This is a genomic window from Delftia sp. UME58 (assembly GCF_014170385.1).
Lineage (GTDB): Bacteria > Pseudomonadota > Gammaproteobacteria > Burkholderiales > Burkholderiaceae_C > Comamonas > Comamonas acidovorans.
Genome location: NZ_LZZV01000006.1, coordinates 1 through 23,224, shown reverse-complemented (window position 1 = coordinate 23,224; position 23,224 = coordinate 1). Strand labels below are relative to the sequence as shown.

At 66.7% G+C, this 23,224-nt stretch carries 25 protein-coding genes; 11 read left to right on the top strand and 14 right to left on the bottom strand.

The features are described from left to right. Nucleotides 1-17: 17 nt before the first annotated feature. The 3 genes from secB to A9976_RS01010 all read right to left on the bottom strand — a co-directional run bounded on the left by secB (nt 18) and on the right by A9976_RS01010 (nt 1,356). Complete coding sequence (gene secB / locus A9976_RS01020) at nt 18-473, bottom strand: protein-export chaperone SecB (RefSeq protein WP_013803924.1); 456 nt, start codon at nt 471-473, stop codon at nt 18-20. Between the two features lie 129 nt (nt 474-602). Next, complete coding sequence (gene grxC, locus A9976_RS01015) at nt 603-860, bottom strand: glutaredoxin 3 (RefSeq protein WP_088166240.1); 258 nt, start codon at nt 858-860, stop codon at nt 603-605. An 88-nt stretch (nt 861-948) separates the two neighbouring features. Continuing rightward, on the bottom strand, nt 949-1,356 hold the full coding sequence (locus A9976_RS01010; protein ID WP_013803926.1) for a rhodanese-like domain-containing protein: 408 nt from the start codon (nt 1,354-1,356) through the stop codon (nt 949-951). A 98-nt stretch (nt 1,357-1,454) separates the two neighbouring features. Between A9976_RS01010 and gpmA the strand changes: the two genes are divergently transcribed. The 4 genes from gpmA (at nt 1,455) to A9976_RS00990 (ending at nt 5,102) form a co-directional block, all read left to right on the top strand. Continuing rightward, on the top strand, nt 1,455-2,198 hold the full coding sequence (gpmA, locus tag A9976_RS01005; protein WP_034390756.1) for a 2,3-diphosphoglycerate-dependent phosphoglycerate mutase: 744 nt from the start codon (nt 1,455-1,457) through the stop codon (nt 2,196-2,198). Between the two features lie 121 nt (nt 2,199-2,319). After that, nucleotides 2,320-3,756: a S41 family peptidase gene (locus tag A9976_RS01000; protein ID WP_013803927.1), complete on the top strand. Its 1,437-nt coding sequence runs from the start codon at nt 2,320-2,322 to the stop codon at nt 3,754-3,756. Nucleotides 3,757-3,831: 75 nt separating this feature from the next. Next, entirely contained in the window at nt 3,832-4,584 is a 753-nt protein-coding gene (locus tag A9976_RS00995; RefSeq protein WP_183017435.1) for a HesA/MoeB/ThiF family protein, read from the top strand. 119 nt (nt 4,585-4,703) lie between these two features. Further along, nucleotides 4,704-5,102, top strand: a complete 399-nt coding sequence (locus A9976_RS00990) for a response regulator (protein ID WP_013803928.1) — start codon at nt 4,704-4,706, stop codon at nt 5,100-5,102. An 85-nt stretch (nt 5,103-5,187) separates the two neighbouring features. On the opposite strand, the gene A9976_RS00985 is transcribed toward A9976_RS00990, so the two are convergent. Further along, complete coding sequence (locus tag A9976_RS00985) at nt 5,188-5,820, bottom strand: response regulator transcription factor (protein ID WP_012203736.1); 633 nt, start codon at nt 5,818-5,820, stop codon at nt 5,188-5,190. A 143-nt stretch (nt 5,821-5,963) separates the two neighbouring features. Here A9976_RS00985 and A9976_RS00980 point away from each other — a divergent pair, with 143 nt between their 5' ends. From A9976_RS00980 to A9976_RS00960, 5 genes are all read left to right on the top strand, one after another. Continuing rightward, complete coding sequence (locus tag A9976_RS00980) at nt 5,964-7,343, top strand: CHASE3 domain-containing protein (RefSeq protein ID WP_183017434.1); 1,380 nt, start codon at nt 5,964-5,966, stop codon at nt 7,341-7,343. A gap of 276 nt (nt 7,344-7,619) precedes the next feature. After that, complete coding sequence (locus A9976_RS00975; RefSeq protein ID WP_013803930.1) at nt 7,620-7,781, top strand: DUF1328 domain-containing protein; 162 nt, start codon at nt 7,620-7,622, stop codon at nt 7,779-7,781. 111 nt (nt 7,782-7,892) lie between these two features. Beyond that, complete coding sequence (locus A9976_RS00970) at nt 7,893-8,282, top strand: hypothetical protein (protein WP_013803931.1); 390 nt, start codon at nt 7,893-7,895, stop codon at nt 8,280-8,282. A 78-nt stretch (nt 8,283-8,360) separates the two neighbouring features. Continuing rightward, the gene (locus A9976_RS00965; protein ID WP_012203732.1) at nt 8,361-8,681 is read left to right on the top strand and encodes a BON domain-containing protein; all 321 of its coding nucleotides are present in this window, start codon (nt 8,361-8,363) and stop codon (nt 8,679-8,681) included. 175 nt (nt 8,682-8,856) lie between these two features. Beyond that, complete coding sequence (locus A9976_RS00960) at nt 8,857-9,978, top strand: putative zinc-binding metallopeptidase (protein WP_183017433.1); 1,122 nt, start codon at nt 8,857-8,859, stop codon at nt 9,976-9,978. A gap of 101 nt (nt 9,979-10,079) precedes the next feature. Here A9976_RS00960 and coaD read toward each other — a convergent pair whose 3' ends face one another. From coaD to A9976_RS00940, 4 genes are all read right to left on the bottom strand, one after another. Beyond that, entirely contained in the window at nt 10,080-10,580 is a 501-nt protein-coding gene (coaD, locus tag A9976_RS00955; RefSeq protein ID WP_183017432.1) for a pantetheine-phosphate adenylyltransferase, read from the bottom strand. 132 nt (nt 10,581-10,712) lie between these two features. Continuing rightward, the gene (gene rsmD, locus A9976_RS00950; protein ID WP_183017431.1) at nt 10,713-11,420 is read right to left on the bottom strand and encodes a 16S rRNA (guanine(966)-N(2))-methyltransferase RsmD; all 708 of its coding nucleotides are present in this window, start codon (nt 11,418-11,420) and stop codon (nt 10,713-10,715) included. Continuing rightward, a complete protein-coding gene (locus A9976_RS00945; RefSeq protein ID WP_183017430.1) occupies nt 11,417-12,778 on the bottom strand; it encodes a pitrilysin family protein in 1,362 nt (453 codons plus the stop codon). Before A9976_RS00945 ends, rsmD begins: the two co-directional genes overlap by 4 nt. 26 nt (nt 12,779-12,804) lie before the next feature. After that, nucleotides 12,805-14,283, bottom strand: coding sequence for a pitrilysin family protein (locus A9976_RS00940; RefSeq protein WP_183017429.1), 1,479 nt, complete (start codon nt 14,281-14,283; stop codon nt 12,805-12,807). Nucleotides 14,284-14,311: 28 nt separating this feature from the next. Here A9976_RS00940 and ftsY point away from each other — a divergent pair, with 28 nt between their 5' ends. Next, entirely contained in the window at nt 14,312-15,532 is a 1,221-nt protein-coding gene (gene ftsY, locus A9976_RS00935) for a signal recognition particle-docking protein FtsY (protein ID WP_183017428.1), read from the top strand. Between the two features lie 236 nt (nt 15,533-15,768). Further along, nucleotides 15,769-16,758: a tripartite tricarboxylate transporter substrate binding protein gene (locus A9976_RS00930; RefSeq protein ID WP_183017427.1), complete on the top strand. Its 990-nt coding sequence runs from the start codon at nt 15,769-15,771 to the stop codon at nt 16,756-16,758. On the opposite strand, the gene cutA is transcribed toward A9976_RS00930, so the two are convergent. From cutA to A9976_RS00900, 6 genes are all read right to left on the bottom strand, one after another. After that, nucleotides 16,745-17,143, bottom strand: coding sequence for a divalent-cation tolerance protein CutA (cutA, locus tag A9976_RS00925; RefSeq protein ID WP_183017426.1), 399 nt, complete (start codon nt 17,141-17,143; stop codon nt 16,745-16,747). The two genes, A9976_RS00930 and cutA, sit on opposite strands and share 14 nt — an antisense overlap. 49 nt (nt 17,144-17,192) lie before the next feature. After that, nucleotides 17,193-19,673 (bottom strand): TonB-dependent siderophore receptor, encoded by a 2,481-nt coding sequence (locus A9976_RS00920; protein WP_183017425.1) that lies wholly within the window; start codon nt 19,671-19,673, stop codon nt 17,193-17,195. Between the two features lie 122 nt (nt 19,674-19,795). After that, nucleotides 19,796-20,785, bottom strand: coding sequence for a FecR domain-containing protein (locus A9976_RS00915; protein WP_183017424.1), 990 nt, complete (start codon nt 20,783-20,785; stop codon nt 19,796-19,798). Further along, nucleotides 20,782-21,309 carry a sigma-70 family RNA polymerase sigma factor gene (locus A9976_RS00910; protein ID WP_183017423.1) on the bottom strand — a complete coding sequence of 176 codons (528 nt, stop codon included), beginning with the start codon at nt 21,307-21,309 and terminating at the stop codon, nt 20,782-20,784. The genes A9976_RS00915 and A9976_RS00910 overlap by 4 nt, the downstream gene beginning before the upstream one ends. A 90-nt stretch (nt 21,310-21,399) precedes the next feature. Further along, nucleotides 21,400-22,425 carry a 2-dehydropantoate 2-reductase gene (locus tag A9976_RS00905; RefSeq protein WP_183017422.1) on the bottom strand — a complete coding sequence of 342 codons (1,026 nt, stop codon included), beginning with the start codon at nt 22,423-22,425 and terminating at the stop codon, nt 21,400-21,402. 18 nt (nt 22,426-22,443) lie between these two features. After that, entirely contained in the window at nt 22,444-23,202 is a 759-nt protein-coding gene (locus A9976_RS00900) for a class II aldolase/adducin family protein (RefSeq protein WP_088166235.1), read from the bottom strand. Nucleotides 23,203-23,224 lie beyond the last annotated feature (22 nt).

Genomic DNA, 23,224 nt, shown 5'->3' with positions numbered 1-23,224 from the left:
GCCGGGAATGGACCGGCTTACTGCGGCAGCGAATTGCCGTCCGCCTGGGCGGCTGCCTGCTGCTGCTCGTACATGGCCTGGAAGTTGATCTCGGCCAGGTGCACGGGCGGGAAGCCGGCGCGCGTGACCACGTCGGCCACGTTGCCGCGCAGGTAGGGATAGATGATCTGGGGGCAGGCAATGCCGATCACGCCACCCATCTGGTCTTCGGGCACGTTGCGGATCTCGAAGATGCCGGCCTGCTTGGCCTCGACCAGGAACACGGTCTTGTCCTGGATCTTGGTCTGCACGGTGGCGGTCACGGCCACTTCGTAGATGCCTTCGGCCACGGGAGTCGCCTCGACGCCAAGCTGGATGTCCACGCTGGGCTGCTCCTGCTCCAGCAGGATGGCGGGCGAATTGGGCTGCTCCAGCGACAGGTCCTTGAGGTAGACGCGCTGGATCTGGAAGACGGGAGTGTCCTGTTCGGCCATGGAATCAGTCTTTCTGGGCAAAAAACCCTGGTGCGGTGACCAGGGCATCAAAAAAATCACCAACAAAATGCCCGCTGCCAAGAGCTTGCGCAGCGGGCACCTGGGCCAGCATTATGCAGTGCCCGTGTTTCAGCTTTGCAGCAGGGGTACCAGGCCGCCGTCGGCGTCCAGCGCCATCAGGTCGTCGCAGCCGCCCACATGGCGCTCGCCGATGAAGATCTGGGGCACCGTGCGGCGGCCCGTGCTCTGCATCATCACGTCGCGCGCGGCCGGATCGGTGTCGATGCGGATCTCTTCGATCTGCTCCACGCCCTTGGACTTGAGGATCTGCTTGGCCCGGATGCAATAGGGGCAGACAGCGGTGGTGTACATCTTCACGGCTTGCATGTGCGACTTTCTTCGAGTTTGCGGCGTTCCGCCGGCTGGCGCCCGGGGCGCGGAGCAGCGGCTTCCATCGCCGTCAGATGGGGGCGTCTCAGGCCTTTTCAACCGGCATGCCGGCATCGCGCCAGGCCTTCAGGCCGCCGGCCAGGGCCTGGGCCTTTTCGTAGCCCAGCTTCTTCGCAATGCCTTCGGCCCGCGAAGCGCGATTGCCCTTGGTGCAGATCAGCACCAGCGGCAGGGCCTTGTTCTTCACGGTGGTGGGCAGCTTTTCCTCGAACTGGCTCAGCGGCACATTCTTGGCGCCGTTGGCATGGGCGGCCGCGTACTCTTCGGGCTCGCAGACATCGATGACCACGGCCTTTTGGCGGTTGATCAGTTGCACGGCCTGCGCCGCCGTCAGCGAGCCGCCGCCTGCGCCGCGCACCAGGGGCAGCAGCAGCATCACGCCGGAAGCCAGCGCGATCAGGATCAAATACCAGTTATCGATGATGAATTTCACGTCATTCCTTGGGTTGGCAAACCTGTCAATTCTAGAATGCTGGCTTTTGCCCCCGCGACAGCCCAGCTTTGTCGCATCGAGAGACTTAGAAAGCCGCCATGTACAAGCTCGTGCTGATCCGCCACGGTGAATCCACCTGGAACCTCGAAAACCGCTTCACCGGCTGGACCGATGTGGACCTGACCGCCACCGGCGTCGAACAGGCCAAGAACGCAGGCCGCCTGCTCAAGGCCGAAGGCTATGACTTCGACCTGGCCTACACCAGCGTGCTCAAGCGCGCCACGCGCACGCTGTGGCACACGCTGGACGAAATGGACCGCACCTGGCTGCCCGTTCAGCACAGCTGGCGCCTGAACGAGCGCCACTACGGCGGCCTGCAGGGCCTGAACAAGGCGGACATGGCCAAGCAATACGGCGACGCCCAGGTGCTGGTGTGGCGCCGCAGCTACGACACGCCCCCGCCGGCCCTGGAGCCGCAAGACCCGCGCAGCGAGCGCAGCGACGTGCGCTACGCCCAGCTGGACCCCAGCCAGGTGCCGCTGACCGAATGCCTGAAGGACACGGTGGCCCGCGTTCTGCCGTTCTGGAACGAGTCCATCGCGCCCGCCATCCTGTCGGGCAAGCGCGTCGTGGTCGCGGCCCACGGCAACTCCATCCGCGCGCTGATCAAATACCTGGACGGCATCTCGGATGACGCCATCGTCGGCGTCAACGTGCCCAATGGCATTCCGCTGGTCTATGAGCTGGATGCCGATCTCAAGCCCATTCGCCACTATTACCTGGGCGATGCAGAAGCTGCGGCCAAGGCTGCAGCCGCCGTGGCCGCGCAGGGCAAGGCCTGAGCCGGACCCGCTTGAGGTGAGCGCCTGCTGCGGAAATTGCGCTTGCTGCGCCGTTTTTAGGGAACCACGCGGGCGCCTGCCTTTCCAAGCGGGTGTATATTGACGCGGTTAAAGGGGTGATATGGGCCAGAAAATCAAAATTGCCGGCTGGGTTTCCGTAGGCGTAATCGCCGGAGCACTGACCACGGTTTCCTTGCAGACCGTGGCCCGCGGTGCCATGACCCCGCTGCCGCTGGAGGAAATCCAGCAGCTGTCCGCCGTCTTCGGCCTGATCAAGACCGACTATGTCGAGTCGGTCGATGACAAGAAGCTGATCACCGATGCCATCTCCGGCATGGTGTCCAGCCTTGATCCGCATTCGCAGTACTTCGACAAGAAGTCCTACAAGGAATTCCGCGAGGGCACCTCGGGCCGCTTCGTCGGCGTGGGCATCGAGATCACGCAGGAAGACGGCCTGATCAAGGTCGTCTCGCCCATCGAAGGCTCCCCCGCGTTCCGCGCCGGCCTCAAGACGGGCGACCTGATCACCAAGATCGACGACACGGCCGTCAAGGGCCTGTCGCTCAACGACGCCGTCAAGCGCATGCGCGGCGAGCCCAACACCAAGGTGCAGCTGACCATCCTGCGCAAGGATGAAAGCCGCAGCTTCCCCGTGACCATCACGCGCGAGGAAATCAAGACGCAGTCCGTCAAGGGCAAGGTGATCGAGCCCGGCTACGGCTGGATCCGCCTGAGCCAGTTCCAGGAACGCACGGTGGACGACTTCGTGCGCAAGGTCGAGGAGCTGTACAAGCAGGACCCCAACATGAAGGGCCTGGTGCTGGACCTGCGCAACGACCCGGGCGGCCTGCTGGACGCTGCCGTCGCCATCTCGGCCGCCTTCCTGCCGCCGGATGTGACCGTGGTCTCCACCAATGGCCAACTGGCCGAGAGCAAGGAAACCTACAAGGCATCGCCCAGCTTCTATGCCCGCCGCGGCATGGGCGACCCGCTGCAGCGCCTGCCGGCCTCGCTCAAGAAGCTGCCGCTGGTGGTGCTGGTCAACGAAGGCTCGGCCTCGGCCAGCGAGATCGTGGCCGGCGCACTGCAGGACCACAAGCGCGCCATCATCATGGGCAGCCAGACCTTCGGCAAGGGATCGGTGCAGACCGTGCGCCCCCTGGGCCCCGATACGGGCCTGAAGCTGACCACGGCGCGCTACTACACGCCCAGCGGCAAGTCCATCCAGGCCAAGGGCATCGTGCCCGACGTGATGGTGGACGAGACACCCGAAGGCGACCTGTTCGCCGCCCTGCGCATGCGCGAGGCCGACCTGGAAAAGCACCTGTCCAGCGGACAGGGCGCCGAGGTCAAGGACGAGGTGCGCGAGAAGGCCCGCGAGGAAGCCCGCAAGCGCCTGGAAGAGGAAGCAAAGAAGCCGCCGGCCGAGCGCCGCCTGCCCGAGTTCGGCACCGAAAAGGACTTCCAGCTGCAGCAGGCGCTCAACCGTCTCAAGGGCCAGCCCGTCATGGTCAGCAAGACCCTGACCGAGCGCGAGCCCGAGAAGAAGGAAAACTGACAGCGCGGCGCGGGCAGGGTCCGCGCCCAACCAAGCCGGGCCGCGCGCCCGGCTTTTTCACGTCTGGAGACGCGAATGAACGACGATCAACTGCTGCGCTACTCGCGCCACATCCTTCTCGACGAAATCGGCATCGAAGGCCAGGAGCGCATCCTGGCAGCGCATGTGCTCATCGTCGGCGCAGGCGGCCTGGGCGCGCCCGCTGCGCTGTACCTGGGCTCGGCCGGCATAGGCCGCATCACCCTGGTGGACGACGATGCGGTGGACATGACCAACCTGCAGCGCCAGATCGCCCACACCACGGACCGCGTGGGCCAGCCCAAGGTGGAATCCATACGCACGGCCGTGCATGCCATCAACCCCGGCATCCGCATCGACTGCCGCCAGCAGCGCGCCGACGATGCCCTGCTCGACGAGCTCGTGCCCCAGGCCAGCCTGGTGCTGGACTGCACGGACAACTACCGCACGCGCCACATGATCAACGCGGCCTGCGTGCGCCACAAGGTACCCCTGGTGGCGGGGGCGGCCATCCGCCTGGACGGCCAGCTCATGGTCATGGACCCGCGCGACGAGAACTGCGCCTGCTATGCCTGCGTGTTCCCGCCGGAGGCACAGTTCGAGGAAGTGCAGTGCTCGACCATGGGCGTCTTCGCGCCGGTGGTGGGCGTCATGGGCACGCTGCAGGCGGCGGAAGCCCTCAAGCTGGTCGCGGGATTTGGCACGCCTGCAACAAACCGCCTGACCATGTTCGACAGCCGCAGCCTCGATTGGAGTAGCATGCAAACTACCCGTGTGCCGGACTGCCCCGTTTGCGGTAACAAGGCGTAGGAATCGACTGACTTCCACGCCGATCCCCCACTGGCACAATCGCCCGCTGTCGCGCAGGACAATGGAGGCCGGGTTCCGCCGGACTCCGATTGCCATCCGCGTCCCTATTGGATACAGCCGTGAAATTGCGCACCTATCTTGTTGAAGACAACCCTACGATCCGCGAGAACCTGATCGCCACGCTCGAAGAACTGGCCGATGTCGAGGCCGTGGGCATCGCCGAGACGGAAAGCGCGGGGACGGACTGGCTTCAGCAGAACCCCGACGCATGGGATCTCGCCATCGTCGACCTGTTCCTGCGCCAGGGCAGCGGCCTGGGTGTGCTCACTGCCTGCCGCGAGCGCCAGCCGCACCAGAAGATCGTGGTGCTCAGCAACTACGCCACCCCCGACATCCGCAGCCGCTGCGCCCAGCTCGGCGTGGATGCCGTCTTCGACAAGTCCAATGAAATCGACGCGCTCATGGACTATTGCATGAATATCGATGCGGCGTCACTCAACCAACTTAAAACAGCCTGAACCCAAAGCACTGCATTTGATTTTTCATCAAAAAAGGCTGCACGACTTGATAATCGTGCAGCCCGTATTTTCTATTGACTGAAAATCAATCGATCAGCCTGTTCTTCAGTGCGTAATACGTCAGGTCGCTGTTGGACGACAACCCCATTTTCTCCATGAGACGCGTGCGATAGGTGCTGACCGTCTTTACGCTCAGCGAAAGCGACTTTGCAATATCACCCGCGGTTTCCCCACGCGCGAGCTTGAGAAAGACCTGGAACTCGCGCTCCGACAGCTGTTCATGGGCTGGCGCATCATCCTTGCGGTTGAGCTGCTGGGCCAGCAAGTCGGCCACGGCGGGCGTCAGATAGCGGCGGCCCAGGGCCACGGTGCGGATGGCCTCGGCAATCTCCTGGGGATCACACTCCTTGTTCAGGTAGCCGCTGGCACCCTGGCGGATCAGGTTGATCGCATAGTGCTCCTCGGGATAGCCGCTCAGGATCAGGATGCCCATGTCCGGCGCCTTGGCGCGCAGCATGGCCAGCGCGTCGATACCGCTTTGCCCCGGCATGGACAGATCCATCAACAGCACGTCGATCTCGTGGGCGCGCACCAGATCGATGGCCTCGCGGCCATTGGCGGCCTCACCGACTACACGCAGGTCCACGTGTTCCGAGAGAAACTGACGCAGGCCCGAGCGCACAATTGCATGGTCGTCCACAATGCCAATTCTGATCATGAATACCTCTTTTTCGGGGGACCAGCGGGATCGCTGGTCGTGCAAACAATATATGGTAACGGCCGGCGCAGGAACTGCCCCGGCAGCCGATAACACGAATTATGCAGAATATCGGCGAAGATCTTGTAGGTGAGAGGATGCTTATGCGTTGGATAAATTTCCGAAGAATTGCGATCAGCCTGGCATTTGCCATCGTCGCGGCCGTGCTGCTGGTCAGCATTAACGAGGCCAGCTACAAGCGCTCCACCAAGGCGCTGGAGGCCATGACCCAGACCCAGGCCACCCGCTCGGAGATCAGCCAGCTGCTGCGGCTGATGCTGGATGCGGAGACGGGCCTGCGCGGCTACCTGCTGACGGGCGAGGAGCGCTACCTGGAGCCCTACAGCAAGGCGATCACGGCCATCAACTACAACATGGACGAGCTGCGCCAGATCTTCATCTACGACCCGCAGGAGCTGGCGATCTTCACGCCGCTGGCGCGCCAGGTCGAGCGCAAGATGAGCGAGATGGAACTCAGCCTGCGCCTGTACCGCCAGGGCAACGAGGAAGCCTGGCGTTTCGTCATGTTCACCGACGTGGGCATGGAGAACATGGACGCCATCCGCGACTACACGGGCAAGCTGCTGTCGGGCATAGACCAGCGCTCGGCCAAGAACCTGCAGGACATCGAGCACACGCTTTCGCTGTCGCGCATAGGCATCGCCACGGTCACGGCCCTGGGCGTGCTGGGCTTTTTCATGTACCTGCGCCAGGCCCACGCGCTGCAGCAGGCCCACCAGCGCGAGCAGGAGATCCAGCGCGACGAGCGCAACCGCCTCGAAGCCCTGGTGCGCGAGCGCACGGCCACGCTGACGGAGCTGGCCAACCACTTGCAGCAGGTGCGCGAGGACGAGCGCGGACACCTGGCGCGCGAACTGCACGACGAGCTGGGCTCGCTGCTGACGGCGGCCAAGCTCGACGTGGCGCGCCTCAAATCCAAGATCGACCTCAGCGCGCCGGACGTGGGCGAACGCGTCAGCCATCTGGTGGAGACGCTCAACAGCGGCATCGCCCTCAAGCGCCGCATCATCGAGGATCTGCGCCCCTCCTCCCTGTCCAACCTGGGCCTGACGACGGCGCTGGAAATCCTGGCGCGCGAGTTCGGCGAGCGCAGCGGCATCGAAGTCACGGCCAATCTGGAGCAGGTGGAACTGCCTGAATCCACCCAGCTCACGGTCTACCGCATCGTCCAGGAATCGCTGACCAACATCGGCAAATATGCCAAGGCCAGCCATGTCCTGGTCTCCGTGCACAACTATCCGACCTATGTGACGGTGCAGATCCAGGACGACGGCGAAGGCTTCGAGACCTCGGCCATGCGCCCCAACTCCCACGGGCTGGCCGGCATGCGCCACCGCGTGGAGGCCGCAGGCGGACGCCTGACCGTGTCGTCCGAGCTGGGCAAGGGCACGGCAATCTCCGCCGTCATCCCGCTGGCGCCCATTTCCACGGACAAAAACGCAGGTACGGTCGCCGCCGCCTGAAGCGCCAGCATCCACCATGCAAAAGTCCCTGCGCGCCCACGCGCCAGGGGCTTTTTTTTCATGCCCGCACCAGGCTGGCTGCAGCCGGCGGCGCTTGCCAGCCCTGTGCAGCCAGAGCATTCCTACACCACCCCCCCGCCTAACCCTGACGCCATGCCACGCCGGCCACCGTCAGATACACCTCGGACGGCTCAGTACAGTCGAACCCATGCAAACAGCACTTGGCCCATCCGCCCCGTGCCGTTTCTTGGAAACGAACAACCCAAGGAGTTTTACATGCTGCACTACGCCATCGTGTTCTTCGTCATCGCCCTGGTAGCCGCCATATTCGGTTTTGGCGGTATTGCGGCAGGTGCTGTAGGCATCGCCAAGATCCTGTTCTATATTTTCGTGATCATGGCCGTCGTCACCTTTGTGATGAGCCTGATCAAGAAGTAGCGGCGGCGCCGCCTTCAGCCCCCTGCCAGCCCAAGCCCGCCTCCCGCGGGCAGCCAGCCCGGCAGCCCGACCGCCTTTCGCATTCATGCCAGTTTTGAGGAGATAGAACCAATGAGCCAAGCCGAGAAAGCCGTGAACAAAGCCGCCGATACCGCCAAGGACGTTGCACAGGATGTCGCGGATGCCGCCAAGGAAGCCGTCAACACCACGCGCCGCACCGCAGCGAATGCGCTGGACAAGGCCGAGGAGGGCGTCCAGTCCATCGAGCGTGAGCTGAACCCCGTCATCGATGACCTCGCAGCACGTGCCCAGGAACTGGCCACGCGCGGCATCAACTTCTGTGCCGACAGCTCCGACCGCGCCCGCCGCCAGCTGCAATCTGCCACCGAGGCCACCACGCGCTACGTCATCGAGCAACCGGGCCGCTCCATCCTGCTGGCCGCGGCCACGGGCGCAGCCCTTGCCACCGCGTTCTTCATGAGCTCACGCTCGCGCAAGTGAGCGGTCGCCAAGTTCCTTGAGTCCCCGAGTGCTATCAGTCCAGTTACCCCACTTTTCTTACCCGAGAAAGAATTGATCATGCAAAAGTACACCCGTGCCATCGCTTTCGCTCTCGTCGCCGGCGCCACCGTGCTCGGCACCACCGCCTGCTCCGTCGCCCGCGACCAGCAGACCGTGGGTTCGTATGTGGATGACGCCGGCATCACCACTGCGGTGAAGGCCAAGATGGCAGAGGACAAGAGTGTCTCGGCCACCTCCATCAGCGTCGAGACCCTGAACGGCACGGTGCAGCTGTCGGGCTTTGCCAAGTCCGAATCGGAAAAGGCCCGCGCCGCCGAGATCGCCCGCACCACCAAGAACGTGCGCGAGGTGCGCAACAGCATCGTGGTTCGTCCCTGATGCAGGCCCCTGCGGGGGCTGAGCCAAGTACAAGGCCGGAGACTTCCGGCCTTTTTTCATCCAGGGATCCACTGCCGCAGGGCCCGGCGCAAGGACGGCCGGCCGGCCGTTGCAGGCTAAGGCAGACGCGACCCCTTTCCACCGGGCGCCGGACATACGGCGTAAAGTGACCGACATGCGAGTCTTCAACTGCGATGCCTGTGGCCACCCGGTCTTCTTCGACAGCGTTCAATGCGTGCACTGCGGCGCCACCCTGGCCTTCCTGCCCGAACGACTGCATGTGGCCTGCCTGCGCCCGGTTTCCGGCGCGCGGGACAGCGTGCTGTGGGAGAGCCTGTCCTCGCTGACGAGCGGCAAGCCGCCAGGCCGTCTCTACAAGATGTGCAGCCACCGGGGTCCCGTGGGACAGTGCAACTTCGCCCTGCCCGCAGACGATCCCCATGCGCTGTGCGAGTCCTGCCGCCAGACACGCTGGCTGCCCGATCTGTCAGACCCGGCCAATGCGCTGCGCTGGACCCGGATCGAGGCCGCCAAGCGCCAGTTGTTCTACACGCTGGCCCGCCTGGGCCTGGGTCCCCGGCCTGGAGAGGACGGGCCGCGCTTCGAGCTGCTGGCCGACCTGCCCGGGCAGGCGCCCGTGATGACCGGCCATGCCAACGGCACCATCACGCTGAACGTGGTGGAGGCCGATGATGCCGAGCGCGCCAGGCGCCGCCAGGCCCTGCACGAGCCCTACCGGACGCTGGTGGGCCATCTGCGCCATGAATCCGGCCATTTCTTCTGGGACAGGCTGGTGGTGGGAGCGGGCCGTATCGAGGAATTCCGCCGCCTGTTCGGCGACGAGCGCCAGGATTATGGCCAGGCACTGCAGAACTACTATGCACGCGACCCGATGGACGGGCAGTGGCGCGACAACTTCGTCAGCGCCTATGCTACCTCCCACCCGTGGGAAGACTGGGCCGAAAGCTGGGCCCATTACCTGCACATGGTGGATCTGCTGGAGACTGCGGCCAGCTATGGCACCTGCATCACCATGCCTGGAGGCTCAGGGACAAGTACAGGCTCGGTCACGCAGCCCGCGCTGTGCGTGCAGGACCCTTTCGCGGTCCATGCACGGCCGGACTTCGGCACCATGCTCGACCAGTGGGTGCCGCTGACGCTGCTGACCAACAGCCTCAACCGCAGCCTGGGCCATGGCGATGCCTATCCGTTCGCCCTTTCGGCCGGGGCCAGGCGCAAGCTGGAATTCGTGCACGCCGCCGTGAATGCGAGCGCTGCGCGGCAGGCTTCCTTCTAGGAAGGAATCGCCAGAGGAGCCTGGCCCTTGGCGGGCCTCAAGACAGACAGGCGGTCAGGGCATCTGGGCGCGCGTTCGGGGAGCGCGATAGGGGAGCGCGATCAGGGAGCGCGATTGGCCTGCACCTTCTGCAGAAGACGGGTACGCACGCTGGGAGAGACGAACTTGTCGATCTCGCCATCCAGCGTGGCGATCTCGCGCACGAAGGTGCTGCTGATGAACTGGTAGCGGTCGCTGGGTGTGAGGAACACCGTCTCCACCTCGGGCATCAGCGTGCGATTCATGCCGGCGAGCTGGAACTCGTAGTCGAAGTCGGTGACCGCACGCAGGCCGCGCACCATGGCCTTGCCGCCGCGCTCGACCACGAAGTCGCGCAGCAGGCCATGAAAGCTCTCGACCTGGACATGGGGGTAGATGGACACGGCCTCGCGCACCATCTCCATGCGTTCCTCGAGATTGAACATGGTCTTCTTGTGGTGGCCCGCCGCCACCGCCACGATGACGTGGCTGAACAGCTGGGTCGCACGACGCACCACGTCTTCGTGGCCCAGCGTGATCGGATCGAAGGTTCCGGGGTAGACGGCAATCACGTCGTGGCTCATGGCGTTCACTTTCCTTGGCTGCGCGTGCCCTGGTCCGGCACGGATGGCGCATTATGCATTGCGCTGCAGCATGGCCGGTCGGCTGTGCGACAGCCGCGCTCCTGCCAGGGAACGCGGCCGCCGCAGCGCCCTTTACTCGTCCTGCGGTGCCTTGCGCAGCAGGTGGGCATGGACGGCGCCCGCCTTCAGATGGCGGAACAGCTGCAGGCCACCGGCCTCGGCCAGTTGCTCCTCGGTCCAGGCCTGGGGCGCCTCCAGATAGACATAGCCCGTGGCGGACACCGCCTGCGCGGCAGCCTTCAGAGCCGGCTCGAACAGATCGGCATGGTCGAAGGGCGGATCGATCAGCACCAGGTCCAGCGTGCCCGGCGCCACCTGGCGCAGGCAGCCGATGCCATCGCCGCGCAGCACGCGCACGGACTGGGCGTCCAGGCGCTCGCGCAGGCGCTGCAACTGCAGGACCAGGGTGGCGTCCTGCTCGTTCATCAGCACATTGGTCGCGCCGCGCGATGCGGCCTCGAAGCCCAGCGCGCCCGTGCCAGCGAAGGCATCCAGGCAGTGCCAGCCCGTCAGGTCCTGGCCCAGCCAGTTGAACAGGGTCTCGCGCACGCGATCAGGCGTGGGCCGCAGGCCGGGGTGCTGCGCCACGGGCAGGCGCGTGCGGCGCCACTGGCCACCGATGATGCGGACCTCGCCCGCACCCGAGGGTGCCGGCTTGCCCGCCTTTGCCTTTGTGGCCGGTGCTGCGGCGGTCGCCTTGGGCGCGGCGGCTTCGGCCGTGGCCTTTTCAAGCCAGCGCTTGCCGGCAGGGGTATGGATTTTGATGCTGTTGCGGCTCATTGTTGGCCTCCCACGACGACGGTCACCATGCGCTCGGGCTGCAGCATGCGCTGCATGGCCTCGCGCACATCACGCACGGTCAGCGCCTGCACGCGCTCGGTCCAGTGCTCCAGGTAGTCCAGCGGCAAGCCGTTCCAGGCGATGTTGGACACATTGCCCAGCAGCTTGCGGTTGCTGTCTATGCGCAGCGCAAAGCCGCCGATCAGATTGTCCTTGGCGGCCTTGAGCTCCTTCTCGGTCGGGCCTTCGGCCACGAAGCGGCGCAGCGTGTCCTGCGAGACCTTCAGGGCCTCGGCCGCCTGGTCGGGGCGCGTCTGCAGGGCAATGGTGAAGGCGCCCGCGTCCAGGCCCGGCGAGAAGTCGCTGTAGACGCTGTAGCTCAGGCCGCGCTTTTCGCGCACTTCCTCGGTCAGCCGCGAGGTGAAGCCTCCGCCACCCAGGATGTGGTTGCCCACGAGCACGGCCATGAAATCCGGGCTGTTGCGCGCAATGCCGGGCTGGGCGATCAGCACCTGCGCCTGGGCCGAGGCGAAGGGGATGTTCTCGTTGACCGGCGCCTTGAGCGCCTGCACCTTGGGCACGTCGGGCAGGGGCGCGCAGGCACTGGCGTCCTGGCCCTGCGCCGCCTGCAGCGGAGCCAGCAGTTGCTGCACCAGCTGGTCGGCCTGCTCGCGGCTGACCGCACCGACGATGCTGACCTTGGCGCGGCAGGCCGCGATCAGGCGGCGGTGGAAGGACTGCATGTCGGACAGGTCGATGTGCGCGAGGCTCTCGCCCGTGGCGCGCGCGCCGTAGGGATGGGTGCCGAACACGCCCTGGCTCAGGGCCTTGCCGGCCACCGTGCCGGGGCGCGTGTCGGATTCCTTGATGGCCGCGGTCCAGCGCTCGCGCTCGCGCAGCCACACGTCCTGCGGCCAGCTGGGGTTGGCGATCTGGCGCGCCGCCAGCGCCACGGCGCGCTGCAGCAGCGCAGGCTCGGTCAGGGAGCGCAGCCCGTAGCTGAAGCTGTCGCGGCCCGCCTGCGCGCCAAAGCTGGCACCCAGATCGGCCCAGGCCTGGCCCAGGCCGTTCTCGTCCAGCGCAGGCGCATCGCCCTGGGCGGTCACGCCCTTGGAGGCCATCAGCGCCACGGCGCTGGCCAGGCCGACCTGGTTGGCGGGATCGCGCCGGCTGCCGGCATCGAAGTCCATCTGCACATCGACCATGGGAATGCCCGGGCTGTCCACCAGCCAGACCTGCGCCCCGCTGGGCTGGGTCCAGTGCTGGATGGGCAGCAGGGCCCATGCGGACGTGGCACCAAAGCCCATGCCCACGCCTGCCAGCACCGTGCTGGCCACCATTTTCTTCATGTTCTTCATCTTCACTCCAGCGTGCTTCGGGGCCATCAATGCAGGGGTCCGCCGATGCCGGCACCCGCATCGGGACGACGGGGCTTGCCACCTTCGGGCAGGGGTTGCGGCACCAGGGTGCCCACCGTGAGCTGGTCATCGCCAAAGTACCTGGCAGCCACACGCTTGACGTCATCGGGCGTGATGGTGCGCAGCTGGGCCAGCAACTGGTCTTCCGCATCCAGCGGCATGCCCTGTATCCAGTAATTGCCCAGGCTCTGGGCCTGGCCCATGACCGAATCGCGCTCGTAGACATTGGAGGCCATCCACTGCGTCTTCACGCGCTCCAGCTCGGCGGGCTCCACGCCGTCCTTGGCGACCTTGGCCACTTCGGCACGCAGCGCGGCCTCGACCTCGGCCGCAGTCTTGCCCGTGGCAGGCACGCCCGTCAGCATGAACAGGCCGGGGCCACGGCCCATGAGCGACATGGAGCTGCCCGCGCCGTCGGCCACGCGGCCTTCGCCCTGGACCAGGGCGCGCTCCAGGCGGGCGCCGTCATAGCCGTCCAGCACGGCCGACAGAACCAGCAGCGCCAGCGCATCGCGGTCGTCGGACTGCAGGTCGCTGACCCGGGTCAGCGAGGGCGCCCGGAAGGCCAGGGCCACCAGGGCCTGTTCGGCCGGCTGCTTGACCTCGATGCGGCGGATGCCGATCTGCGCAGGCTCGGTGCGCGGCTTGCGCACCGGCAGGGCGCGTGCGGGAATGCTGCCGTAGTACTTCTCTGCCCAGGCGCGGACCTTGGCCACGTCCACGTCACCGGCAATGACCACGGTGGCGTTGCCGGGCACGTACCAGCGGCCATGGAAGTCGCGCACGTCGCCAGGCGTCAGCGCGTCCAGATCGCTCATCCAGCCGATCACGGGGCGGTGGTAGGGCGAGGCCATGAAGGTCGCCGCCATCAGTTGCTCCATGAGCACGGCGCGCGGCTGATCCTCGGTGCGCATGCGGCGCTCTTCCTTGATGACCTCGATCTCTTTCTTGAACTCGCTGTCGGGCCAGCGGTTGTTGGCAAAGCGATCGGACTCCAGCTTCATCACATCCTCCAGTCGGCTGGACGGAATCTGCTGGTAGTAGCCCGTGTAGTCGCGGCTGGTGAAGGCGTTTTCCTGGCCGCCCAAGGCAGCCACGCGGCGCGAGAACTCGCCGGGAGCCACCTTGCGCGAGCCCTTGAACATCATGTGTTCGAGCGCGTGGGCCACGCCCGAGGTGCCATCGACCTCGTCCACGGAGCCCACCCGCACCCAGACCATGTGCACGGCCGTGGGCGCGCGCCGGTCCGGCTGCACGATGAGCTGCATGCCGTTCTTCAGGGTGAATTGCTGCGCCGAAGTGCCGGTGCGCGTGCCGCCTGCGGCCTGGCTGGCAACCGTCTGCAGCAGCGACGAAGGGATGGAAGAGGATGCATCCGGGGCTGCCAAAGCAGCCCCGGTGCCCATGCAGGCCATTAAGCCCAGGAGGGTGAGTGCATGTTTCATAGAATGCTGTGATTCTAAGAACCTGCCGATGTTCAGTTTTTTCAAGAAAAAGCCCACCCCCTCCTCCGCCGAGATTTCCCCGGCGGACCGCAGCGTCGCGCCCGAAGAGGCCGGCATTCCCGCAACCCCGCCGCAGGACAGCGCCCCAGCCCTGCCCCCCGGCACACCTGACCTCCCGGCCGCAGCCGACGCGGGCAGCGCCTGGTGGCGCAAGCCCTTCGGCGGCGGCAAGGGCGATGCCGCCCCGCCCGCGGCAGCCACTGCACCCGTTGCACCCGCCTCCACGATCGCGCCTGCCGACTTCATTGCCGCACCCGAGCCCACGGCCAAGCCCGAAGCCGAAGGCGCCAGCCGCCAGAACTGGATGCAGCGCCTCAAGGCCGGACTGCGCAAGACCGGCAGCAGCATCGCCACGGTCTTCACCGGCACGCAGATCAACGACGCGCTGTACGAGGAGCTGGAAGATGCCCTGCTGATGGCCGACACCGGCGTCAAGGCCACCGAGCATCTGCTCGCCGACCTGCGCCGCCGCGTCAAGGAAGCCAAGGCCACCGACCCGGCCGCCGTCAAGGCCCTGCTGGCCGATGCACTGGCCGACCTGCTGCGCCCGCTGGAAAAGCCGCTGATCATCGGCGAGCACCAGCCCACCGTGGTCATGGTCGCCGGCGTCAACGGCGCAGGCAAGACCACATCGATCGGCAAGCTGACCAAGCATCTGGCCGACGAAGGCCAGAGCGTGCTGCTGGCCGCGGCCGACACCTTCCGCGCCGCCGCGCGCGAGCAGCTCGGCGTCTGGGCCAACCGCAACACGGTGGAGATCGTCAGCCAGGAAGGCGGCGATCCTGCGGCGGTGAGCTTTGACGCCGTCACCGCCGGCCGCGCGCGCAAGAAGGATGTGGTGCTGGTGGACACGGCAGGCCGCCTGCCCACCCAGCTGCACCTGATGGAGGAGCTGCGCAAGATCCGCCGCGTGGTCACCAAGGCCGACGCCACGGCACCGCACGAGGTGCTGCTGGTCATCGACGGCAACACCGGCCAGAACGCGCTGGCCCAGGTGCGCGCCTTCGACGATGCGCTGCAGCTCACGGGCCTGATCGTCACCAAGCTCGACGGCACGGCCAAGGGCGGCGTGCTGGCTGCCATTGCGCAGGAACGCCCGATTCCCGTGTATTTCATCGGCGTGGGCGAAAAGGTCGAGGACCTGGAAACCTTCAATGCCAGGGAGTTCGCTCAGGCGCTGCTGTCCTGAGCACCGCGAGCAAAGCACACGAAGGAGCGCACTGCGCTCCTTTTTTCATGGGCGGCAGGGCGCAGGCAGGCCCTGGGGCTCAAGCCAAGGGTTTTCCCTTGATCCGGATCAAGCTGCAGGTTTTATGCTTCGCGTCGATTTATAAGAAGAACATTGTTTCATCAAAGAAACAATCTATAGCCAACAGGCATCTCTCTTGCTTGTACCTGCCTTGCCTTCGTTCCCGGAGTTACCCCATGAAAGCCCCCTCCTTGCTCGGCACCGCCGCCCTGCTGGCCGCAGCCGCATGCCAGACTGCCCTGGCCCAGGACGCCGCCGCGCAGCAGCAGCTGGCCGCCAAGCCCTTCACCATCGTCGCGCCCTTCCCTCCAGGCGGCCCGGTCGATGCCCTGGCCCGCCTGCTGTCCACGGGCCTGGCCGAGCGCTACAGGCAGACCTCGGTGGTGGAGAACAAGCCCGGGGCCAACGGCAATATCGGCATCGACATGGTGAAACGCGCCGCGGCTGACGGCCATACGCTGCTGGTCGTGCCCCAGGGCAACCTGACCATCAATCCCACGCTGCTGGCCAGGCCCGGCTACAGCGTGGAGGCGGACTTCGCGCCCGTGGCCTCGCTGGCCAGGGCAGCCAATGTGATTGCCGTGCACTCCGGCGTGCCCGCAAAGACGGTTCAGGAGCTGGTGGCCCTGTCCAAGGCCAGGCCTGCCACCATCAGCTATGCCTCGCCCGGCGTGGGCTCCAGCCTGCACCTGGCCGGCGAGCTGTTCAAGCAGCAGACCGGCGCCGATATCCTGCATGTGGCCTACAAGGGAACGGCGCCCGGCCTCAACGATGTGCTGGGCGGCACCGTGCCCATGATCGTGGGCAATGTGCCCGCCCTGCTGCCGCATGTGCAGTCGGGCAAGCTGCGCGCGCTGGCCGTGACCGATCCGGCGCGCAGCAAGTACCTGCCCGACGTGCCCACGCTGGCACAGGCTGGCGTGCCGGGCATTGCCATCTCGTCCTGGTACGGCGTGATGGCGCCCAGCAAGACGCCGCCGGCCGTGCTCAGGCAGCTGGAAAAGGATATTCAGGAGATCTTCAGCACGCCGGCCGTGGTCAAGCAGCTGGACCTGCAGGGGATCGAGCCCTGGGTGGTCACGGGCAACGCCTTTGGCGAGCTGATCCGCAAGGAAACAGCGACCTGGGTGCCCGTGATCAAGGCCGCCAACGTCACGCCGCAGTGACGCGCGGCGCGGCGGCCTTCTCTGCAGCGTCAGCCACGTCCCTGGTCGAGACCTGGGAGCGCAGCCACTGCGCATAGTCGGCCATGCAGCGCTCGGTGCGCATGGTGATCTGCGGCACGCTGTAGCTGTGGCCGGCGCGCAGCAGACGGGTCAGGCGCTCCAGCACGTCGGGCAGGGTCTTGCAGACCAGGCGCCATTCGGGCGTGGCGTGCAGTTCGCCCTGCCACACATAGTGCGAGGTGATGGCCTCCACCTGCACGCAGGCCGCGGCCTGCTGCTGCACCAGGCTGCGGGCCAGATGGCCTGCCTCCTCGGCACTGGGGACAGTGGTGGCCACCACGCACAGCGTGGACCAGGACGACACGGGGTTCTTGGCGGATGTCATGGGGGCGTAGTCTACGGTTGCGCGCCTCGCCCCCCTCAGCCTTGGCGACTCACCACTGGTAGTTGAGCTTGGCCACGGCCGTGCGCCCCTCGCCCATGTTGCAGGCCAGCGCGAAGAAGCACGAGGCCACGTAGTAGCGGTCCGTCAGATTGCGCACATGCAGGCTGGCGCTCCAGCCGCGCCAGGCGGGCGATGCCTGGGCCAGGTCATAGCGCAGCGCCAGGTCCAGCAGCGTGTAGCCCGGTACCTTGAAGGTGTTGAGCGCATCGCCCCAGGCCGAGCCCGTGTAGCGCACGCCCATGCCCACGTTCAGGCCCTGCAGCGCGCCCTGCGTGAACGCCTGGTCCAGCCACAGCGAGGCCATGTGCGCAGGCGCCTTGAACACGCCCTTGCCGAGCACGGTGTAGCCATCGGTGCTGGCGTTGTCCCGAGTGACCTGGATGTCGTTGTAGCTGTAGGCGCCAATCAGGCGCAGGTTGCGCTGCAGCTGCAGCGAAGCTTCCAGTTCCAGCCCGCGCGAGCGCGTCTCGCCGGTCTGCACGCTGTAGCGATCATCCTGGGGGTCGGTGGTGGCCACGTTCTGGCGGCGCAGATCGAACAATGCCAACGAGACAAAGCTCTGCCGGCCTTCAGGCTGGTACTTCACGCCTACCTCGAACTGGCGCCCGGTCTCGGGCTCGAAAGGCCTGCTGCCGCGCGCGGGCGAGGTCGCCCCGGAGACCGGCGTGAACGACTGCGCATAGCCCGCATAGGGCGCCAGGCCGTTGTCGAACACATAGTTGACGCCCGCCCGGCCGGTGGTGGCCGACCAGTCGCGGTCCGAGCTGACCGTGCCGGTCCAGAGGTCAGTGACCTCGGTGCTGACCCTGTCATGGCGCAGGCCGGCCGTGAACACCCAGCGGTCCCAGTGGATGCGATCCTGCACATAGGTGCCCAGCTGCCGCGTGCCGTTGCCGTCGTTGACCCATGATGTGTGGACCGAGGTATCCACGCTTTGCCCATAGCGCGGATCGAAGACATTGCCCAGCACCGGTCCCACGCCCCATTTCTCGTCGCGTACCGTGCGGTTGCGGTTGTAGTCGATGCCGGCCAGCACCTCATGGCGCAGCGCGCCGGTGCGTACCTGGCCCAGCAGATGGGTGTCCAGCGACAGCACGCTGCCGTGGGCATGGCGCAGCTGGTAGTTGCGCATCAGTTGCGTGCCGTTGACCAGGCCGCTGGCACGCGCCAGGTAGTTTTCCCGGTTGTTGAAGTCGGCATAGCGCAGGTTCTGCCGCACGCTCCAGCCCGAGCCGAAGTCGTGCGAGAAGTCATAGGCCAGCGACTTCTGTTCCTGGAATTCCCTGTCGAAACCCGGCTCGCCCAGAAAGCGATCCATGGGCATGCGTCCGTGCGGGCTGCTGCCGTTGACGGCCGCCCAGGGCACATTGGTGGTCGCCAGCGCCCAGTTCTTCTGGTAGACGGCACGCAGGTCCAGGCGCGTGCGCGCGTCGGGCTTCCAGCTCAGGCTGGGAGCGAGGTAGACACGGTCGTCCTGCTGATGGTCCATGTAGGCATCGGCCTGGCGGCCCAGCGCCACAAAGCGGTAAAGCAGGGTCTTGTCGGCATTCACAGGGCCGCTGACATCGGCCGCCACCTGGGCACGCCCGCCCGTCCCCGTGGAGAATTCGACATCGCCGCGCGCCACCTCGGTGGGCCGCTTGGAGACCATGTTCACGATGCCGCCCGGGTTGGACTGCCCGTACAGGCCGGACACCGGCCCCTTGAAAACTTCCACGCGCTCGAAGCCATAAGGCTCCTCGGCCATCATTCCGAAAAATCCCAGCGGCCGGTAGCGCAGGCCATCCACATAGAAGTCCGCCGACTGGAAGCCGCGGATATAGACATTGGTGGCCGCGTTCTGCGCGCCGCCGCTGTCGGGCCGCACATTGGCCAGGTAGCGCATGCTTTCGCCCATGTGCTGCACGCCCAGGTCATCCATGCGCTCGCGCGTGATCACCGACACGGACTGCGGCAGCTCGACCAGCAGCGCATCGGTCTTGCTGCCGGTGGAACTGCGGCGCGCCACATGGCCGCCGGCCGGGCCCAGGGCCTGCTCGGTCTCGGCGCTGGCCGTCACGCGCACCTCGCCCAGCATGGCCGTACCGGGGACTGCGGCCGGGCGCAGTTCGGGAACCTGGCCCAGCACATAGCTGCCCGCGCCACTGGCCACGGCCTGCAGGCTGGAGCCTGCCAGCAGCCGCGCAAAGCCTTCGGCCACGCCGTGCCGGCCCTGCAGGCCCGCAGAGCGCAGGCCGCGCACCAGATCAGGCGCCATCACCACGCTCACGCCGGCCTGGGCGGCAAAGCCGGCCAGCGCCTCGTCCAGCGGGCCGGCGGGCACCTGGTAGCTGCGCTCGGAGGCTGCAGCGGCGGCCGGCGCAATCCCTTCCGACACTGCTGGCGCGGCGTTCGCGGTGGCCGCGCCGCCTGCGCAGGCCATGCCCAGCAACAGGGCCGCAGCTAGATGGGATGACGGTGGATGGGTCATGGAAAGCTTCCTCCTCGGATGTGTGAAATGGCTGTTTCTCCAGACTTCACACGCGAGAACGGAAAAGGTGACAGCAGGGGACCGCGCCCCGCGAAAAAATACGTGCCGTGCGCTGCGTCGGTTCAGTGCTGCGCCGCCTGCAGCGTGACCCAATAGCGCGTGCGCCACAGCACCTGCACGGGCAGGGCCTGGGGCAGACTTTGCAGTACGGCATCGGTGTCATCGAGCTGGAAGGCACCCGAGATGCGCAGATCGGCCACGGCGGGGTCGCAGCGCAGCAGGCCGGTGCGATAGCGGCCCAGCGCCTGGGCAAAGTCCTGCAGGCGCATCTCGCGCACCTGCAGCACGCCGTTCACCCAGGCATCCGCATGGGCTGCAAGGGGCTGCACGGCCTGGACCTCCGTTGGCGAGAACACGGCCTGCTGGCCGGCCTGCAGCACGAGGGCGCCAGAGCCATCGCGTGCAGCCTGAGCGGGCTGCACGCGCACGGCGCCCTCGAACACGGCCACCTGCGTGTGGCCCGGCCCCTGGCGCACCGTGAAGCGCGTGCCCAGCGCCTGCATCCGGCCTTCGGCCGTGGCAACGATGAAGGGACGGTGGCGTGGCTGCGGATCGGCGGCCGTGCGCACATGGATGGCGCCTGCGCGCAGCTGCAGCAGCCGCTGCTCACCATCGAAGCGCAGGTCGATGGCACTGGCCGTATCCAGGTCCACGCGGCTGCCGTCGGCCAGCACCAGGCTGCGGCGCTCGCCACGGGCCGTGCGCGCATCGGCCAGCCAGTCGCGTGCGGGCGTCTGCTGCCAGACCAGCCAGCCGGCAGGCGCGGCCATCAGCAGCAGGGCCAGCGCCTTGACCGCGCGGCGGCGCTCGCCCCGGCCCGGACGCTGCAGCGCAGGGCCGGCCAGGTCCCTGGGCACGATGGCGAACTTCTGCCCCACGCGCTGGGCACGCTGCCAAGCCTGGGCATGCAGCGGGTCGGCCTCGTGCCACTGCCTCCAGCGGGCGTGATCGCGCTCGCTGGCATCACCGCCCTGGAGCAGAAAAAACCATTGGGCCGCCTGCAGTGCCACGGCCTCGCTGAGCGGCGCAGGCCTCGGGTCGCGGGCGCTCATGGCGTGAGCAGAATGCAGCGTGCCATGGCCTGAGCCATGTAGCGCTTGACCGTGCGCTCGCTGAGCGCCATCTGCTGCGCGATCTCGGCATAGGTCAGGCCATCGAGCTGGGCCAGCAAAAAGGCCTGGCGCACGGCGGCGGGCAGGATGTCGAGCATGGCGTCGATTTCCTGCAGCGTTTCCAGAATGATGGCCTGCTGCTCGGCCGAAGGCATGTGCGGCTCGGGCAGCAGCGCCAGCGCCTCGGCATAGGCCTGCTCCAGTGAACGGCGGCGGTGCAGGTTGGCCATGAGCCGCCTGGCGATCACGGTCAGATAGGCGCGCGGCTCGCGCAGGTTCCAGCCGGCCTGCTTTTCAGGCAGGTCATCGGGCGCCGTCAGCACGCGAACAAAGGTGTCCTGGGCCAGGTCGGCGGCATCGAAGGCATTGCCCAGCTTGCGCTGTAGCCAGCCCTGCAGCCAACCATGGTGGTCGCTGTAGAGCCGATGGATGGACGGGTGCAGTGCGGATTCGGCGCCGGGCATGGGAGGCGGCCCGAAGCGTCATCCAGGCCAATGAGTGAGAACTATTCTCATTTTACGCATTGGCACGACACAAGCCAGATGGCCGCGGCCTCAGTCCATCAACCCCTTCTGCCGCGCCTGCAGCCGCGCCAGGCCCAGCAGCGCATCGGTGAACGGCGTGTCCACTCCGCACAGCTGGCCCATCTCGCGCACCGCGCCCACCAGGGCGTCGAGTTCCACGGGCTTGCCGGCTTCCACGTCCTGCAGCATGGAGGTCTTGAAGGCGCCCAGCTTGAGCGTGACCGCATGGCGGTCTTCGGGCGATTCGTTGATGGGCAGGCCGATGCGCGCGCCGATTTCCTTGGCCTCCAGCATCACGCGCGTGATCAGGCCGCGCACCAGTTCGTCGCCCAGGATGCGGTCCGAGGTGGCGCCCGTCAGCGCGCTGACGGGATTGACGGTCATGTTGCCCCAGAGCTTGTACCAGGCGTCGCGCTGGATGTTGTCGGACAGCCTGGCCTCGATGCCGCCGCGCTGCAGCAGCTGGGCCAGTGCCGCCAGGCGCGGCGTGGGCGACTGGCCGGGGCCGGTCGCCAGGGGCTCGCCCAGGATCAGGCTGTTGCCGAAGTGGCGGCGCACCACGCCGGGCGCATCGTTGGAGCAGCTGGCATGGACCACGGAGCCCAGCACCTGATCCAGCGGTATGGCGCGCGCAATGCGGCCTTCGGGATCCACCGTCTTCAGCTGGCGGCCGCGCACGCTGGCATCGACACCGCCTTGCAGAAACCACCAGGGCACGCCGTTCATGGCCGTGAGGACCACGGTCTGCGGACCGATCAGCGGGGCGATGCGCTCGGCCACATCGGGCATGCCCGGCGCCTTGACGGAGATGATGACCAGGTCTTGCACGCCCAAGGCGGCAGGGTCCTGCTCGGCACGCAGCCTGAAGTGCTCGCGCTGCTCGCCGTGCACGAGGGTCAGGCCCTGGGTGCGCAGCGCCTGCAGCGCGGCGCCGCGCGCCACGGCGCTGAGCTGGCAGCCGGCGCGGGCCAGGGCCGCGCCCATCCAGCCGCCGATGGCACCGGCGCCGAAGATGCAGGCCTTGTCGAATGAAATGCTTGTCTGTTCCATGGTCATGCGCGGGAAGCTCCGGGTTCAAAGATCGAGATAGCTGCTGTCGCGCCGGTTGACGCGGCGCACCAGGTGGTCGAACACATCGCGGGCACCGCCGTGGCTGTCGTTGAAGGTCAGCGAGTCCTCGTTGCAGCGCCGGGCCATGGCGTCGGAGACCATGCGCGGCGCCCCCATGGACAGGGTGGCCATCTGCACGTCGCAGGCGCGCTGCAGCGTCCACAGCACCACGAAGGCCTGGGGCAGGTCGCTGCCCCAGCTCAGCAGGCCGTGGTTGCGCAGGATGACGGCCTTGCGGTTGCCTATGCTGGCCAGCAGGCGCGGCCCTTCGTCGGCATGGATGGTGATGCCCTCGAAGTCGTGGTAGGCCACCATGCCGTGCAGCTGGGCGCTGTAGAAGTTGCTTTGCGACAGGCCCTGCTCCAGGCAGGCCACGCCCATGCCCGAGGTGGTGTGCGTGTGCATCACGCAGTGCGCGCCCGGCAGGCCGTCGTGGATGGCCGCATGCACCACGAAGCCGGCCGGATTCACCGGATGCCGCGAACCATCCAGCACCTCGCCGCGCACATTGATGCGCACCAGGTTGCTGGCCGTGACCTCTTCGTAGTGCAGGCCGAAGGGGTTGATCAGGAACTGCTTTTCACCACCCGTCACGCTGTCGGGCAGGCGCACCGTGATGTGGTTGTAGATCAGTTCGTCCCAGCCCAGCATGGCGAAGACGCGGTAGCAGGCGGCCAGTTCGATGCGGGCGGCCCGCTCATCAGGGTGCATGGAGCAATTCATGGTGTGGCTCGTGGGGTGGGTC